This is a genomic window from Microbacterium sp. 3J1, from assembly GCF_001049495.1.
Taxonomy (GTDB): domain Bacteria; phylum Actinomycetota; class Actinomycetes; order Actinomycetales; family Microbacteriaceae; genus Microbacterium.
Genome location: NZ_CDWI01000008.1, coordinates 269,819 through 284,728, shown reverse-complemented (window position 1 = coordinate 284,728; position 14,910 = coordinate 269,819). Strand labels below are relative to the sequence as shown.

At 68.6% G+C, this 14,910-nt stretch carries 15 protein-coding genes; 5 read left to right on the top strand and 10 right to left on the bottom strand.

What is annotated here, in order from left to right; genetic code table 11:
- Together BN2660_RS06355 and BN2660_RS06350 are read left to right on the top strand one after the other, a co-directional pair.
- Positions 1 to 972, top strand: a complete 972-nt coding sequence (locus BN2660_RS06355; protein WP_091228710.1) for a carbohydrate ABC transporter permease — start codon at positions 1 to 3, stop codon at positions 970 to 972.
- Between the two features lie 2 nt (positions 973 to 974).
- Entirely contained in the window at positions 975 to 1,895 is a 921-nt protein-coding gene (locus BN2660_RS06350) for a carbohydrate ABC transporter permease (RefSeq protein ID WP_176697108.1), read from the top strand.
- Positions 1,896 to 1,948: 53 nt separating this feature from the next.
- Here the strand turns inward: BN2660_RS06350 and BN2660_RS06345 are convergent, their stop codons facing one another.
- Positions 1,949 to 3,115, bottom strand: a complete 1,167-nt coding sequence (locus BN2660_RS06345) for an ROK family protein (protein ID WP_091228704.1) — start codon at positions 3,113 to 3,115, stop codon at positions 1,949 to 1,951.
- 135 nt (positions 3,116 to 3,250) lie between these two features.
- On the bottom strand, positions 3,251 to 3,550 hold the full coding sequence (locus BN2660_RS06340; protein ID WP_091228701.1) for a chorismate mutase: 300 nt from the start codon (positions 3,548 to 3,550) through the stop codon (positions 3,251 to 3,253).
- 65 nt (positions 3,551 to 3,615) lie between these two features.
- Between BN2660_RS06340 and BN2660_RS06335 the strand changes: the two genes are divergently transcribed.
- Complete coding sequence (locus BN2660_RS06335; RefSeq protein WP_091228698.1) at positions 3,616 to 4,869, top strand: AI-2E family transporter; 1,254 nt, start codon at positions 3,616 to 3,618, stop codon at positions 4,867 to 4,869.
- A gap of 82 nt (positions 4,870 to 4,951) precedes the next feature.
- Here BN2660_RS06335 and BN2660_RS06330 read toward each other — a convergent pair whose 3' ends face one another.
- From BN2660_RS06330 to BN2660_RS06295, 8 genes are all read right to left on the bottom strand, one after another.
- Positions 4,952 to 5,875 carry an ABC transporter substrate-binding protein gene (locus tag BN2660_RS06330; RefSeq protein WP_091228694.1) on the bottom strand — a complete coding sequence of 308 codons (924 nt, stop codon included), beginning with the start codon at positions 5,873 to 5,875 and terminating at the stop codon, positions 4,952 to 4,954.
- Between the two features lie 51 nt (positions 5,876 to 5,926).
- Positions 5,927 to 6,676 (bottom strand): ABC transporter permease, encoded by a 750-nt coding sequence (locus BN2660_RS06325; RefSeq protein WP_091228691.1) that lies wholly within the window; start codon positions 6,674 to 6,676, stop codon positions 5,927 to 5,929.
- On the bottom strand, positions 6,673 to 7,353 hold the full coding sequence (locus tag BN2660_RS06320; protein ID WP_091228688.1) for an ABC transporter permease: 681 nt from the start codon (positions 7,351 to 7,353) through the stop codon (positions 6,673 to 6,675). The genes BN2660_RS06325 and BN2660_RS06320 overlap by 4 nt, the downstream gene beginning before the upstream one ends.
- Positions 7,350 to 8,237 (bottom strand): ABC transporter ATP-binding protein, encoded by an 888-nt coding sequence (locus BN2660_RS06315; protein WP_091228684.1) that lies wholly within the window; start codon positions 8,235 to 8,237, stop codon positions 7,350 to 7,352. The genes BN2660_RS06320 and BN2660_RS06315 overlap by 4 nt, the downstream gene beginning before the upstream one ends.
- A 64-nt stretch (positions 8,238 to 8,301) precedes the next feature.
- A complete protein-coding gene (locus tag BN2660_RS06310; RefSeq protein ID WP_091228680.1) occupies positions 8,302 to 8,604 on the bottom strand; it encodes a DUF427 domain-containing protein in 303 nt (100 codons plus the stop codon).
- A gap of 166 nt (positions 8,605 to 8,770) precedes the next feature.
- On the bottom strand, positions 8,771 to 10,204 hold the full coding sequence (locus BN2660_RS06305; protein ID WP_091228676.1) for a dihydrolipoyl dehydrogenase family protein: 1,434 nt from the start codon (positions 10,202 to 10,204) through the stop codon (positions 8,771 to 8,773).
- A gap of 303 nt (positions 10,205 to 10,507) precedes the next feature.
- Positions 10,508 to 11,617 carry a lactonase family protein gene (locus BN2660_RS06300; protein WP_091228672.1) on the bottom strand — a complete coding sequence of 370 codons (1,110 nt, stop codon included), beginning with the start codon at positions 11,615 to 11,617 and terminating at the stop codon, positions 10,508 to 10,510.
- A 4-nt stretch (positions 11,618 to 11,621) separates the two neighbouring features.
- Positions 11,622 to 12,908, bottom strand: coding sequence for an adenylosuccinate synthase (locus BN2660_RS06295; RefSeq protein ID WP_091228669.1), 1,287 nt, complete (start codon positions 12,906 to 12,908; stop codon positions 11,622 to 11,624).
- Between the two features lie 220 nt (positions 12,909 to 13,128).
- Here BN2660_RS06295 and BN2660_RS06290 point away from each other — a divergent pair, with 220 nt between their 5' ends.
- Positions 13,129 to 14,061, top strand: a complete 933-nt coding sequence (locus BN2660_RS06290; RefSeq protein WP_091228665.1) for a DMT family transporter — start codon at positions 13,129 to 13,131, stop codon at positions 14,059 to 14,061.
- A gap of 64 nt (positions 14,062 to 14,125) precedes the next feature.
- Complete coding sequence (locus BN2660_RS06285; protein ID WP_091228662.1) at positions 14,126 to 14,821, top strand: Pr6Pr family membrane protein; 696 nt, start codon at positions 14,126 to 14,128, stop codon at positions 14,819 to 14,821.
- Positions 14,822 to 14,910 lie beyond the last annotated feature (89 nt).

The window sequence follows — 14,910 nt, the reverse complement described above, 5'->3', positions numbered from 1 at the left end:
ATGACCCAGACGACAGAATCCTCGAACCTCGCGGGGGCGGCCACCGGCCGCTCCCGCACCCCCGGCGCGTCGCGCGCCTCGCGCGGCCGCCCCGGCGGGAAGGACCTGCTGCAGGCACTGCCGTGGATCGCGCCCGCACTCCTTCTCATCATCGGCGTCGTGCTCTTCCCCGCCGGAGTGATGTTCTTCAACTCCACGCGCGACATCTCGCTCTCCGGCCTCGACAAGGGCTCGGTCGGCTTCGACAACTTCGTGACCGTGTTCACGTTCGCCGAGTTCTGGCCGATCATCTTCCGCACGGTCGTCTGGGTGGTCGTGGTCGTCGGCTTCACGGTGATGATCTCGCTCGGGCTCGCGCAGATCCTCAACAAGGCGTTCCCGGGTCGGCAGATCGTGCGCATGGCCGTCATCGTGCCGTGGGCGGCATCCGTCGTGATGACGACGATGGTCTTCTACTACAGCCTCGAACCGTACTTCGGGGTCTTCAACAAGTTCCTGTACGACATCGGGCTGTCGGATGACGCGGTGGGCTACGGCTGGACGAAGAACCCCGCGACCGCTTTCGCCTGGTCGATCGTGATCGCGATCTTCGTCTCGCTGCCGTTCACGACCTACACGATCCTCGCCGGCCTGCAGACGGTTCCGGCCGACACGCTCGAGGCGGCGAAGATGGACGGCGCCGGCGCGATGCGCACCTACTGGACGATCATCCTCCCCCAGCTGCGCAGCGCCCTCGCGGTCGCCGTGCTCATCAACATCATCAACGTGTTCAACTCGCTGCCGATCCTCAAGGTCATGACCGGCTCGATCCCGGGCTACGGGGCCGACACGATCATGACGATGATCTTCAAGTACATCGAGCTGCAGAAGAAGGTCGACGTGGCGAGCGCACTGTCGGTCGTGGCCTTCCTCATCGTGATCGTGATCGTCGCGATCTACGTCAAGGCCGTCAAGCCCATGAAGGAGGTCTGATCATGACCCTGACCGAGACCGCCCTCGTCACCACCGCCGGCCCCGACGCCGCGCCCCGCATCCCCGGACGCAAGCGCCGCTACACCGAAGACCAGGTCACGCTGCCCCGCGTCATCCTGCGCACGGTCGCCGGGGTGCTCGTACTCGCGATCTTCGTGCTGCCGTACCTGATCATGTTCTTCGGATCCGTGAAGACGAAGCCGCAGATCCGCTCGGTGGACCCCACCTACCTGCCGATCGAGTGGCACTGGGAGAACTACATCTCGATGTGGTCGACCCCCGAGACTCCGCTGCCGTACAACCTCGTCTCGACGATCATCATCGCCGTCTTCGCGACGCTGCTCGTGCTGCTGGTGTCGCTGCCGGCCGCCTACTACACGGCCCGCTTCAGGTTCCCCGGACGCATGGTCTTCCTGTTCCTCGTGATCGTCACGCAGATGCTGCAGCCGGCGGTGCTCACCTCGGGCCTGTTCCGCCAGTTCACGACGCTCGGCCTCGGCGACACGTGGGCCGCGATGATCTTCATCAACGCGGCCTTCAACCTGTCGTTCGCGGTGTGGATCATGCACTCGTTCTTCGCCGGCATCCCGAAGGAGATCGACGAGGCCGCCCAGATCGACGGCGCCGGACGCTTCACCGTCCTGTTCAAGATCAACCTGCCCCTCGTCTGGCCCGGCATCGTGACCGCGATCGTGTTCACGTTCGTCGCGTGCTGGAACGAGTTCGCCGCATCGCTCGTCATCCTCTCCACCGACAAGAACCAGCCGCTCTCCGTCGCGCTCACCAAGTTCGTCGGTCAGTACGAGACGAGCTGGCAGTACGTGTTCGGCGTCTCGATCGTGGCGATCCTGCCCGTCGTGATCCTGTTCATGCTCATCGAGAAGCGCCTCGTCGGCGGGCTGACCGCGGGCAGCGTGAAGTAGAGCTCGGTGGCACCGGTGACGAGGATGCGTGTCAGAGCATCCTCTCGCGTCCCTCAGTCGCGAGGAGCGGATGCCGCGCGCAGCTGCGCCGGGCTCCACCGCACCCCGAGCGCGCTGGAGAGCGCCACCTGGGCGACCCCGGTCGAGATCGACACCTCGGCGTCGGCGTACCGGACGGGCACGTCTGCGGTGCCGGTCGCGGTGTAGGCGATCTCGGCGCGAACGCGTTCGAGGAAGGAGTCGCCGAGCGCCCGTGCCGGACCGCCGATGACGACCTCCGCCGCATCCAGCACGGCGGAGATGAGCTTGATCGTCCGCGCGAGCGCTCGCGCCCCCTCCGCCAGACGACCCTCGTCGGATGCCGCGGCGAGCGCTCCGATCGCCTCGTCGTCGAGGGCGTCGTCGAAGTCGTCGCCGAGCATCGCGGTCATCGACGACGCCGACTCCAGGCATCCCTGCCTGCCGCACCGACAGGCTCGCGCCTCGCCGCCGAACTCGACCTGCACGTGCCCGATCTCGCCGGCACGGTCGCGCGGGCCGGGGGCCAGGTCGCCGTCGAGGGTCACCGCCGCGCCGATGCCCGTGCCGATGTGGATGAACAGTCGATATCCCGACGACTCCTCCTCCATCGCGGCCTCGGCGATGGCTTCGGCGTCGACGTCGTTGACGAGCAGCACGGGCACGCCGAGCAGCCGCTCGAGACGCTCCGCCAGCGGCACATCGCGCCATCCGAGCTGCACGCTCTCGAACACCCGTCGTCCGTCGGTCGTGCCGGGGAGCTGGACTCCCGTGACGAGGAGCCGCGCGCCGTATTCCGCGGCGATGTCCGTCACCGCGGCGTCCAGCATCCGATCTCGGGTGCCGTCGGTGTAGGTGACGCGGCGGGCGGCGATCTCGGTGCCGTCGAGCGCCACGAGTCCGAGCCGCGCGTCGGTCGGACGCATCACCAGCACGAGGATGAGGTGGTGACTCGCGTCGACGCTCAGGGTGGTGGGGCGCTTGCCGCCCGTGCTCACAGCCTGGCCGCCTTCGACGACCAGGCGGCTCTCGATCAGCTCGGCGACCAGCGAGGATGATGTCGCGGCGGTCAGGCCTGTCGCTCGCGCGATGCCCGCCCGCGTCTGCGAGCCCGGACTCCGGAACACGAGCTGCAGAGCCCGCCGAAGGTTCGCGCGCCGCACCGAGGCCTGGGTGTCGTGGGCGTCATCGCCGTTCAGCATGCTCGTCCCGGTGTCGGAATCCGTTGACAGAAGGGTGCGCTGTGCGTACTCTCGGTCATAGTTTATTCAATAAACTTAGTTCGGTCTCCGGGCGGGCGAGTGCTGCACACACTGTCGTTCGCCCGGAAGACCGGCTCATCGGCCTTCTGCCGCTTCCGTGTGGTGACGGATCACCTCGGCGACCACGAAGTTGAACCACTTCTCGGCGAACTCCGGGTCGAGGTGCGCCTCCTCGGCGAGGGCGCGCAGCCGGGAGACCTGCTGCTCCTCGCGGCCGGGATCGGACGCCGGCATCTCGTGCGCCGCCTTGAGATGGCCGACCTGCTGCGTGGCACGGAAGCGCTCGGCGAGCATGAAGATGAGGGCGGCGTCGATGTTGTCGATGCTGGAGCGCAATCGCAGGAGCTCGGCCCGGGGGTCTTCGGCAGCGGTCATGCCCCTACTCTACGGAAACCGGCACAGGGCCTGTCCTGCGGAGTGCTCGACGCTATCGTGAGCACATGAGCGAAGAAGAGCACGCGTCGACAGCGAGCGCTGCGGACGCAGCATCCGACCTTCCTGCGCCCCCACCCGCTCGCGACGCCGGACTGCCGGAGGCCGCCGCCGTCCCCGCTTTCGACGGTCATACCGCGACCGCGCCGGGGGCCGCCGGAACGGGCGTCCCCCACCCCGTGGTGATCGAGCCGATGACCCCCAGCCGCTCGTTCTGGACCCGCATCGACCGCCCCTTCGTCTTCGGATTCCTCGTGACGCTCGGCGGTCTCGCCGCCGTCGTGCTCGGCCTCGCGCTCACCAGCCTGTCGACCGTGCTGATCTACATCGCGCTCGCACTGTTCGCCGCATTGGGCCTGGATCCCGCGGTTCGCATGCTCGAGCGGCGCGGGCTGTCCCGTGCTCTCTCCGTCATCATCGTCATCCTCGCGCTCATCGTCGTCGTCGGATTGATCCTCTGGATGGTGCTCCCGATCGTCATCGATCAGATCTCGAGCTTCGTCCGCTCCGTGCCCTCGATGATCCAGGAGTTCACCCGGAGCGACATCTACGCGACGCTCGACGAGCAGTTCGGCGATCAGTTCCAGGATCTCGTCGCCGACGTGCAGGCGTTCCTCACCGACCCGGGCAACATCGCGGCCATCGGCGGGGGCGCGCTGAAGATCGGCGCGGGCATCGCCACCGGCATCTCGGGCGCGATCATCGTGCTGGTCCTCACGCTCTACTTCATCGCCACCCTGCCCGCGATCAAGACCGGGCTCCTCCGCCTCGCGCCGGCCCGCGAGCGCGAACGCGCGGGTGACATCACCGATCAGATCACGGACTCGGTCGGCGGATACGTCATGGGCATGGTCGTGCTGGCGTTCTGCAACGCTCTGCTCGCGTTCCTGCTCTACCTGTTCCTCGATCTCCCGTTCCCGCCGCTGATGGCCACCGTGGCGTTCTGCATCACGCTCATCCCGCTCGTCGGATCCGTGATCTTCTGGATCATCGGCACGAGCCTCGCCCTGTTCACCAACCCGATCGCCGCCCTCGTCTTCGCCGTCGTCTACCTCGTCTACATGCAGATCGAGGCCTACGTCATCACCCCGCGCGTGATGAACAAGGCGGTCGCGGTGCCGGGCGCGCTCGTCGTGATCGGTGCTCTGGCCGGAGGCACGCTCCTCGGTCTGCTCGGCGCCCTCGTGGCGGTGCCGGTCGCGGCATCCATCCTCATCATCATCAAACAGGTGCTCGTCCCCCGACAGGATGCGCGCGTCTGAGGCCCCTTGACCTCTGAGGCGCTGAGACGCAGAAGTGCCCGGACCCTGAGGGGCCCGGGCACTTCGTCGAGACGACTCGCGATCAGACGAGCTCGTTGTCCTCGAGCCACTTCGTCGCGATGTCCTCCGGCGACTGCTGCTCGACCGTGCTGAGCACGTTGAGCGAGACCAGCTCCTCGGCGGTCAGCTTCGCGCTGATCGCGTTGAGCACGTCGGAGACGTCTTCAGCGATGTCGCTGGAGACGATCGGCACGACGTTCGAGGAGATGATCAGGTTCTCCGGGTCCTCCAGAGCGACGATCTCCTCGGTCTCGAACGCGGGGTCGGCGGTGTAGATGTCGGCCACCTGGATCTGACCGGCGAGCAGCGACTCGAGCGTGGTCGGGCCGGTGGCCGAGAACGCCAGGTCGACGCCGTAGACCTCCTTGGCGGCCGCGGGGCTGTACGGACGCTGCTCGAACTCCGGAGCCGCGCCGATCGTGACCGGGGTGCTCACCTTGGAGAGGTCGCCGATCGTCGTCAGGTCGTTCTCCTCGGCGAAACTCTTGAGCACCGTGTAGGAGTCCTGGTCCGACGCCTCGGCGAAGTCGAGGGCCGTCAGGCCCTCGGGCAGGGCGTCCTGCAGAGCCGCGTAGACGTCATCGGGGCTGGTGACGTCGACCTCGTCCTCCGAGATGTACTCGAGCAGGCTGCCCGTGTACTCGGGGAAGACGTTGATCTCACCCGACTCGACGTCGGGCATGTACGCATCGCGCTGCCCGATGCTGAACTGGCGGTCGACGGTGAAGTCGGCCGCCTCGAGCGCCTGAGCGTAGATCTCGGCGATGATCTCGTTGGAGTAGTACGCCTGCGAGCCGACGACGATCGTGCTGCTGTCGCCGGACGATTCGCCGGAGTCGGCCGGCTCGCCGAGCGACTCGCTCGATCCGCAGGCCGTCAGGGCGAGTGCCGCGGCGGCGACAAGGCCGACGGCGGCGACGGAGCGCTTGCCTCGTGCTGTGAACATGACTTCCTCTTCTCTGGAACTGCTGTGTGGGACGACTCGGAGTGCGGGGGATCAGGCCGGTGCGGGCGCCGGGTTCGACGCTGTCGGCGCTGTCGCGGAAGCGGACTCGCGGGGGCGGCGGCGCGATGGGCGACCGGTGCGCAGGCCCGCGGGGACGGCGGCGTGCTGTGCGGCGGCGAGGAGCAGGTCGACGATGAGGGCGAGGACGGCCACGAGGATCGCACCCGCGAGCACCTGGTCGAACCTCTGCAGGGGGATCCCCTGGAGGATCGGGTACCCCAGGCCTCCGAGGCCGATGTACGCCGCGATCGTGACCGTCGCGATGACCTGCAGGAGCGCCGAACGGATGCCGCCGACGAGCAACGGGAGTCCGAGGGGCACCTCGACCTTCCAGAACACCTGCCAGCCCGTCATGCCCATCGCCTTGGCCGCGTCGAGCACGCGGCGGTCGATGGCCTCGAGGCCGGTGTACGCGCCGGCGAGCAGCGACGGGATCGCGAGGAGCACGAACGTCGTGATCGCCGCCTCGGGAACCCGGAGGACGCCCAGCAGCAGCACGAGCAGGATCATGAGGCCGAAGGCCGGGATGGCACGCGCCGCACCGGAGACCGCCACCGCGATCTCACGTCCCTTGCCCGTGTGGCCGATCAGCCACCCCAGCGGCACGGCGATGAGGGCGGCGATCAGCACCGAGACGGCGGTGAGGGTCAGGTGCTCGCCCAGGAGCTTCGGCAGCGCGTAGTTGCCCGTCCACTGCTCGGGCGCGACCATCCAGGCGAGGGCGTCGAGGAAGAGGTTCATGCGGGTGCCCCCACGGCGATCGCACGGGCGGCCGTCGACTTCGAGGCCGCCTTGGTCCACGGCATGAGAGCGCGGCCCACGAGCAGGAGGATCAGGTCGATGATGAGGGCGATGACGACGACCGCGACGACACCCGCGAACACCTCGGCGATGATGCGACGATCGAGGCCGTTGGTGAAGAGGTAGCCGAGGTTGGAGACGCCGATCAGGATGCCGACCGTCGCGAGTGAGATCGTGCTGACCGCCGTGACACGGAGACCCGCGAGGATCACCGGCCCCGCGAGCGGGAACTCGACCGCCCAGAACCGCCGGAACGACCCGAAGCCGGTGGCGGTGGCCGCCTGGCGCACGTCGTCGTCGACCGAGTCGAGTCCGTCGGAGACCGCGCGGACGAGGATCGCGATCGCGTAGATCGTCAGCGCGATGATGAGGTTCTGCGGGCTGCGTGCCGAGTACCCGGCGACGGACGGGAGCAGGATCAGCAGCGCGAGCGAGGGGATCGTGTAGAGGAGCCCCGTGAGCACGATGATCGGGCCGCGGACGAGACGGAACCGCCAGGCGACCCATCCGAGCGGGAGCGACAGCACGAAGCCGAGCACGATCGGGATTGCGCTCTGCTGAAGGTGCACCAGGGTCAGACCGAGGATCAGATCCAGGTTGTCGGAGACCCAGCTCACGTGAGACCGCCCTGCACAGCACCCAGCGCTGCGGCATCCGGACCCGCCAGGGGCCCGTCGGACCGCTCGACATCCGCGACGATCGCGCCCTGCGTGCGCCCCTCGGAGTCGACGACGACGGTGCCCTGCGGGGTCTTCTTCAGGTGCAGCGCCCTGCGGCCTCGGTCGGCACCGATGAATGACGCCACGAAGTCATCGGCAGGGCTCTCGATGATCTCGCTGGGACTGCCGACCTGCACGATCCGGGCACCCTTATCGAGGATCACCACCTGATCGCCGAGAAGGAACGCCTCATCGATGTCGTGCGTGACGAACACGACCGTCTTGTCGAGCTCTCGCTGCAGGCGGAGCGTCTCCACCTGCAGGTCGGCGCGCACGATCGGGTCGACGGCTCCGAACGGCTCGTCCATGAGGAGAATGTTCGGGTCGGCCGCCAGGCCGCGTGCGACTCCGACGCGCTGCTGCTGCCCGCCGGACAGCTGGCTCGGGTACCGGTCGGCGAGCGACTGGTCGAGTCCGACGGTGTCGAGGAGCGTGCGTGCGCGCTGGTGGGCGTCGGCCTTCTTGACCCCGGTGAGGCGGAGAACGGTGGAGACGTTGTCGATCACCGTGAAGTGCGGCATGAGGCCGGAGTTCTGCATCACGTAGCCGATGCGGCGGCGGAGCTGCACCGGGTCTCCGGCGAGGACGTTCTCGCCGTCGATCTCGATGTCCCCGGAGGTCGGCTCGACCATCCGGTTGATCATGCGCAGAAGAGTGGTCTTCCCGCAGCCGGAGGAGCCGACGAAGACCGTGGTCTTGCGAGACGGGAGCACCAGGCTGAAGTCGTTCACGGCGAGCGTGCCGTCGGGGAATCGCTTGGTGACGTTACGGAATTCGATCATGGCTGTTCTCCAGGCATTCGATCGACGAGACGGGCATCGGCGCCCCGGCGCCGCCAGACGGAGCTCACTGCTCGATCTCGACGCCCGGTGCGAAGGCGACGTACCCCGAGAAGTCCTTGCCCACGCGGTCGAACGCGCTCGGATACGGGTTCGGATACGACCAGGCGAGGTCCTTATGGACACCTCCTCCGGCGTTCACGGAGTAGTACTGGCACACGCCCTTCCACGGACACGTGTACGGCGTGGGGCTCTCGACCAGCGCTCCCTCCGCGACGGATGCCGGCGGGAAGTACCAGTTGCCCTCGATCTTGATGAGATCCTTCTCATCGGCTTCGGCGATGACGGTTCCTGCGAGTACAGCCTTCATGGTCCTGCCTCCTCGGATGTGGGTTCGAGCGTATAAGAGGTGTGCGACATCCGTCTCGAGCTTCCGCTCTCGGACGTCAACAGCGGAAACAATCGGGTCGCGGGCGCGCCCGGCGTGCCCTTCTCCGTCTGTTCGGAGCGGTGGCGGGATCGGATGGGAGAGACCGTCACGCGGAATCCCGCCCGTAGCCCTCGAGCAGTCGCAGCCAGACCTCGCTCACGGTCGGATACGCCGGAACGGCGTGCCACAGCCGGGCGATCGGCACCTCGCCGACGATCGCGACCGTGGCCGTCTGCACGAGCTCGGCGACCTCGGGACCGACGAAGGTCGCGCCGATGATCACGTCGCGCTCCGTGTCGATCACGAGCCGCGCCTGTCCTTCGAAGCCATCCTCGTACAGGCTCGCGCCGGCGACCGATCCGAGGTCGTAGTCGACGACCTCGACCTCGTGGCCGGCCTCGCGCGCCTGCGACTCGGAGAGCCCCACCGAGGCCACCTCGGGGAACGAGAAGGTCACCTGCGGCACCGCCGCGTGATCGGCGGTCGCGACATGACGCCCCCACGGAGCATCGTCGACGGCATCGCCCTTCGCGCGGGCGACGATCACGTCGCCGACCGCCCGTGCCTGGTACTTGCCCTGGTGGGTCAGCAGCACCCGGCCGTTCACATCGCCGACGGCGTACAGCCAGTCGGATCCGGGGACACGCAGGGTGTCGTCGACCTGGATCCAGCGACCCGGCTCGAGGCCGACGACGTCGAGGCCGATGTCGCCGCTGCGCGGCGAGCGCCCCGTGGCCGCCAGGACCTCGGATGCCGTCACGGTCGAGCCGTCGGAGAGCACGATCTCGACGCCTTCGGAGGTGCGGGTCACGCTCGTCGTGCCGGTGTCCGTGCGCACGTCGACGCCGAGTTCCTCGAGACCCGCCGTCACACGCTCGCCGGCGAAGGGCTCCATGGTGCCGAGCAGCCCGCTGCGTGCGATCAGGGTGACCGTCGCACCCAGCGCCGCATAGGCGGTCGCCATCTCGACCGCGACGACACCGCCGCCGATGACCGCCAGCGAATCGGGCAGCTCCTCGGCGCTCGTCGCCTCGCGGCTGGTCCACGGCGACGCCTCGCGAAGGCCGTCGATCGGCGGGATGACGGCATCCGACCCCGTGCTGATCGCGACGGCATGACGGGCGCGGAGCACGCGCGTGCCGCCGTCGGCATCCGTCACGGTGACCTCCCGCTCGCCGGTCAGGCGTCCGTGGCCGCGGGCGAGATCGATCCCGGCCGAGTCGAGCCACTTCACCTGTCCGTCGTCCGACCAGTTGCTCGTGAACGAGTCGCGCCGGTCGAAGACCGCGCGCACGTCGAGCTTTCCGGTGACAGCCTCCTTGGCGCCGGCCACGTGCTGCGCCGCCCGCAGGGCCTGCGCCGAGCGGAGCAGCGCCTTCGACGGCATGCACGCCCAGTACGAGCACTCACCGCCCACGAGCTCGCTCTCCACGATGATCGCGGTCAGTCCGCCCTGGACGGCGCGGTCTGCGACGTTCTCGCCGACCGGACCTCCGCCCAGCACGATCAGGTCGTATTCGTCGGTTCTGTCAGCACTCATGCGTCGCACCTCTCCGTCACCCAGTCTTGCCTATGACCAACGCCGAGTCACGGGTGTGTTGTTCCGCGGGCGCGCGGCCCGGGCGGGTCGGTCGCCCGCTCCGGAGAGCCGACGCGAGGAAGCCGGAAGCCGGCCGATCGGGCCGGGCCGCGGCATTCCCGGGAGCCGCGGCAGGCGCGGCGCCCGTGCACAACTCAGCAAGAACGGGCCGTTCCGGCCCGGAACGCCGCCGATCCGGCCGGTCCCGGCCATCCGTGCTGAATTGTGCACACCAGCCGGCGCACACCGGAAGGCCAGCCCGCGTCAGCGCACGGGCAGGAAGTGCGTCGGCGTCGGCGCCGGGGCCTGATGACGGATGCCGAGCGGAGCGCCCGTGCGCTCATCGAGGTCGAGCAGGGCGATCGTGTCTGAACGCTGCCCCGCGACGAGCATCTTGCCCTCGTGCACGAGGTGATGACGCGGCCAGTCCACGCCCGAGTCGGCCAGCGCGAACGGCTCGAGGCTCTCGCCCGCGCCGCGCACCCGCAGGGCGGCGATCGTGTTGCTGCCGCGCAGCGCCGTATAGAGGAACTGTCCGTCGCGACTGCGCGCGAGCTCGGCCGGGAAGTCCGTGCCGACCTCGGCGATGGGGCTCGACAGCACCGATGACACGATCGCCCAGGTGCCGTCACGGCCCGCCGCGAGCGTGAACACCTCGCACGAGTACTCGGTGACGACGTGCAGATGCCCGCTCGGGTGCACGACCATATGCCGGGGGCCGGTGCCCTGCGGCAGCACGACCTCGTGATCGAGCGCGAGGCCCGACGCGCCGGGTCGCCAGATCCGCACGAGGTCGAATCCCAGGTCGGTCGTCGCGATGCGTCCGTCGCGCAGGAACGCGGCGGCGTGCGCGTGCGAGACGCGCTCGGCGTCGGAGGATGCGCGCGACGTGGCCCACGGATCGGATGCCGCGGCGGCGACGCCCGCCGGGGCCGACGTCTCGAGCGGCTCTCCGAGGAGCGCCGCGCGCAGATCGGCCGCCTTGTTCACGGCGTCCGGGATCAGACGCCCTTCGGAGTCGATGCCGATGCGCACGACCCGGCCGTCGCCGTAGCAGCTCGCGACGAGGAAGTCGCCGCGCGGCGAGACCGCGACGTGACAGACCGAGTCCCCCGCCTCGACGGGTTCGCCGAGGGGCCGCAGCGTCGATTCGCCGGTGCGCACGAACGCCTGCACCGCGGCATCCCCCTCCAACGCCGCGTAGACGACGTCGAGGGTCGGATGCTGCGCCAGCCAGGAGGGTGAAGGGGTCTGCGTCACGGCGCCCCGGTACGAGAGCGCCGTCGCCGCGGTCTCGTCACCCGAGAGCAGGCCGATGCCGTCGGCGGATCCGTCCATCGCGGCACCGTAGCCGCCGAGCCAGAAACGGGTCACGTGCTCAGTCGACGAGGTCGTGGCGAACGACGACCTGGTCGCGCTCGGGGCCGACGCCGATCACGGAGATCCGCGTGTTGCTCATCGACTCGAGTGCGAGCACGTAGTCCTGTGCGTTCTTCGGCAGATCGTCGAAGGTGCGTGCCGTCGAGATGTCCTCCGACCAGCCGGGGAGGTACTCGAGGATCGGCGTCGCGTGATGGAAGTCCGTCTGGTTGACCGGCACCTCGTCGAAGCGCTCGCCGTCGACGTCGTAGGCCACGCAGACCGGGATCCGCTCGAGGCCGGTGAGGATGTCGAGCTTCGTCAGCACCAGGTCGGTGATGCCGTTGACGCGGGTCGCGTAGCGCGTGATCGGAGCGTCGTACCAGCCGACGCGACGCGGACGACCGGTGGTGGTGCCGAACTCGAAGCCGCGCGAGCGCAGCCATTCGCCGTTCTCGTCGAAGAGCTCGGTCGGGAAGGGACCGGAGCCGACGCGGGTCGTGTACGCCTTGACGATGCCGACGATGCGGTCGAGCGCTCCGGGTCCGACGCCCGAACCGGATGCCGCGCCGGCGGCCGTCGCGGTCGACGACGTGACGAACGGGTAGGTGCCGTGGTCGATGTCGAGCATGGTCGCCTGACCGCCCTCGAACACGACGACCTCTCCTCGATCGAGCGCCTCGGAGATCAGGTAGCCCGTGTCGGCGACCATCGGACGCAGGCGCTCGGCGTACGAGAGCAGCTCCTCGACGATCTCGTCGACGGTGACCGCGCGACGGTTGAAGACCTTCACGAGCAGGTGGTTCTTCTGGTCGAGAGCGCCCTCGACCTTCTGGCGCAGGATGTTCTCGTCGAAGAGGTCCTGCACGCGGATGCCGACGCGGTTGATCTTGTCGGCGTAGGCCGGTCCGATGCCGCGGCCGGTGGTGCCGATGTTGCGCTTGCCGAGGAAGCGCTCGGTGACCTTGTCGAGGGTGCGGTGGTACTGGGTGATGATGTGCGCGTTGGCGCTGACCTTGAGCCGGGAGACGTCGATGCCGCGGGCGCCGAGTGCTTCGAGCTCGTGGAACAGCACCTCGAGGTCGACCACGACGCCGTTGCCGATGACCGGGGTCACACCGGGAGAAAGGATGCCGGAAGGCAGCAGGTGCAGGGCGTACTTCTCGTTGCCGACCACGACGGTGTGACCGGCGTTGTTGCCGCCGTTGAACTTCACGACCCAGTCGGTGCGCTCGCCGAGCAGGTCGGTGGCCTTGCCCTTGCCCTCATCGCCCCACTGGACGCCGACGATAACGATTCCTGGCATGGGTATCCCCCTTGCTTCCGCCGGGATTGCACCGGCTGATGAGCTGGCCCTTGTCGGGCCACACCATCCTATCGAAGGGGTGTTTCCGCACCGTTTCGGTCGCTCCCGCGCCTCTCCTGGGGGGCGGATGCGACGGACCGACGGATGCTGGCCGGATTACGACGGATGCTGGCGCTTGCGCGCATCGACGGATGTCGGTGGCAGGTGCCACGATCGGAGGATGCCGGACACGACTCCCCGAGACACCGCCGCGCTCGTGGCGCCTGCGACGAAGAAGCAGGCGCCGTTCGTGCTCGTCGCGGCCCTCGTGACGGTCGTGCTGTGGGCGTCGGCGTTCATCGGCATCCGAGGAGCCGGACCGCACTTCGACCCCGGCGCACTCGCGTTGCTGCGGATGGCGGTCGGCAGCGCCGTGCTCGCGATCATCGCGGTGCGTCACGGCATCCGTCTTCCCGAGCGTCGACACTGGTGGCTCGTTGCGGTGTGGGGCGTCGGCTGGTTCTGCGTCTACAATCTCGCACTCAACGCCGCCGAGCGCACGCTCGATGCGGGCACGGCGGCGATGGTCGTCAACCTTGCACCGCTCATGGTCGTGATCTTCAGCGGTCTGTTCCTGCGCGAGGGGTTCCCCAAGCCGCTGATCATCGGAGCGCCGATCGCGTTTCTCGGCGTGGTGCTGATCGGCATGAACTCGTCGACCAGCGAGGGCCCCGACATCACGGGTCTGCTGCTCGCCCTGCTCGCCGCCATCATGTACGCGGGGTGCACGCTGCTGCAGAAGCACCTGCTCAGTGCGGGTTCCGATGCGACCACGCTGACGTTCCTCGGTGCGCTCGCGGGCACGGTCGCCCTGCTCCCCTGGGTGGGCAGCCTGATCGGGGCGCTGCAGACGGCTCCGCTCGACTCGACCCTGTGGGTGGTCTACCTCGGCATCTTCCCGACCGCCGTCGCGTTCACGACCTGGGCGTACGTCCTGCAGCGCAGCACCGCGGGCCAGACCTCGGCGACCACCTACGTCGTCCCGGCGCTCGCGATCCTCATGTCCTGGGCGATCCTCGGCGAGATGCCCACTCCGCTGATGTTCGTCGGTGGCGCGCTCTGCCTTCTCGGCGTCCTCGTCACCCGGATGCGCTGGGGCCGCCGAACCGCGTGACATACCGGCATTGCGGTCTAGCGTCGGAACGCGTACTGACCGATAAGGTGTGCGCGGAGGCGATATGACGACCTGGTGGCCCTACGCGCGACTGGCAGCGGCCGCACTCGGCATCGCTGCGATCATCGCCCAGCTCGCGCGCAGCGTCGAGAACGCTCTCGCCGCCACCACCGAGTGGGGTCAGCACCTGCCGACGGTCGCCGCGAACTTCCTCAGCTTCTTCACGATCCTGTCGAACCTGCTCGCCGCCATCGTGCTGATCATCGCCGCGGTCTGGGCCCTGCGCCACCGTGGCGATCACGAGCCGGAGCCGAGCTGGCTCGCGGTGCTCCTCGTGTGCGTGAGCACCTACATGATCGTCACCGGCATCGTCTACAACACCCTGCTGCGCGGAGTCGAGCTGCCCCAGGGCGTCACGGTCCCGTGGTCGAACGAGGTGCTGCACGTGGTCTTCCCGCTGTTCCTGCTCGTCGACCTGCTGTGTGCCCCGCGGCGGCGCGCGCTCGGCTGGCGTGCCGTGGCGATGGCGACGATCTTCCCCATCGTGTGGGTCGTCTACACGATGATCCGGGCCGACCTGATCATCGCCCCCGCCACCGGCGAGGCCTGGTGGTATCCGTACCCGTTCCTCAACCCGCACATGATCCCCGGCGGCTATCTCGGCGTCACCGGGTACATCATCGGCATCGCGATCGCGATCATCGGCGTCGCGACGCTGGTCGTGTGGGTCGGCCGCCGGCGCGGCATCCGCTCGACCTGATCCCACTCCTCCTCCCCAGCGGATGCAGGGGAGAACGCCCGGGGCGGCAGAGGCGGATGCGGTTACGCTGGACGACGGGGGGAACATCG

Bases quoted from the DNA above. Each gene is read 5' to 3' on its own strand.
- BN2660_RS06335 (WP_091228698.1), top strand. From the start codon at position 3,616: ATGAGCGAAGAAGAGCACGCGTCGACAGCGAGCGCTGCGGACGCAGCA.
- BN2660_RS06310 (WP_091228680.1), bottom strand. From the start codon at position 8,604: ATGAAGGCTGTACTCGCAGGAACCGTCATCGCCGAAGCCGATGAGAAG.
- BN2660_RS06290 (WP_091228665.1), top strand. From the start codon at position 13,129: ATGCCGGACACGACTCCCCGAGACACCGCCGCGCTCGTGGCGCCTGCG.
- BN2660_RS06305 (WP_091228676.1), bottom strand. From the start codon at position 10,204: ATGAGTGCTGACAGAACCGACGAATACGACCTGATCGTGCTGGGCGGA.
- BN2660_RS06355 (WP_091228710.1), top strand. From the start codon at position 1: ATGACCCAGACGACAGAATCCTCGAACCTCGCGGGGGCGGCCACCGGC.
- BN2660_RS06340 (WP_091228701.1), bottom strand. From the start codon at position 3,550: ATGACCGCTGCCGAAGACCCCCGGGCCGAGCTCCTGCGATTGCGCTCC.
- BN2660_RS06325 (WP_091228691.1), bottom strand. From the start codon at position 6,676: ATGAACCTCTTCCTCGACGCCCTCGCCTGGATGGTCGCGCCCGAGCAG.
- BN2660_RS06295 (WP_091228669.1), bottom strand. From the start codon at position 12,908: ATGCCAGGAATCGTTATCGTCGGCGTCCAGTGGGGCGATGAGGGCAAG.
- BN2660_RS06285 (WP_091228662.1), top strand. From the start codon at position 14,126: ATGACGACCTGGTGGCCCTACGCGCGACTGGCAGCGGCCGCACTCGGC.
- BN2660_RS06315 (WP_091228684.1), bottom strand. From the start codon at position 8,237: ATGATCGAATTCCGTAACGTCACCAAGCGATTCCCCGACGGCACGCTC.
- BN2660_RS06330 (WP_091228694.1), bottom strand. From the start codon at position 5,875: ATGTTCACAGCACGAGGCAAGCGCTCCGTCGCCGCCGTCGGCCTTGTC.
- BN2660_RS06345 (WP_091228704.1), bottom strand. From the start codon at position 3,115: ATGCTGAACGGCGATGACGCCCACGACACCCAGGCCTCGGTGCGGCGC.
- BN2660_RS06350 (WP_176697108.1), top strand. From the start codon at position 975: ATGACCCTGACCGAGACCGCCCTCGTCACCACCGCCGGCCCCGACGCC.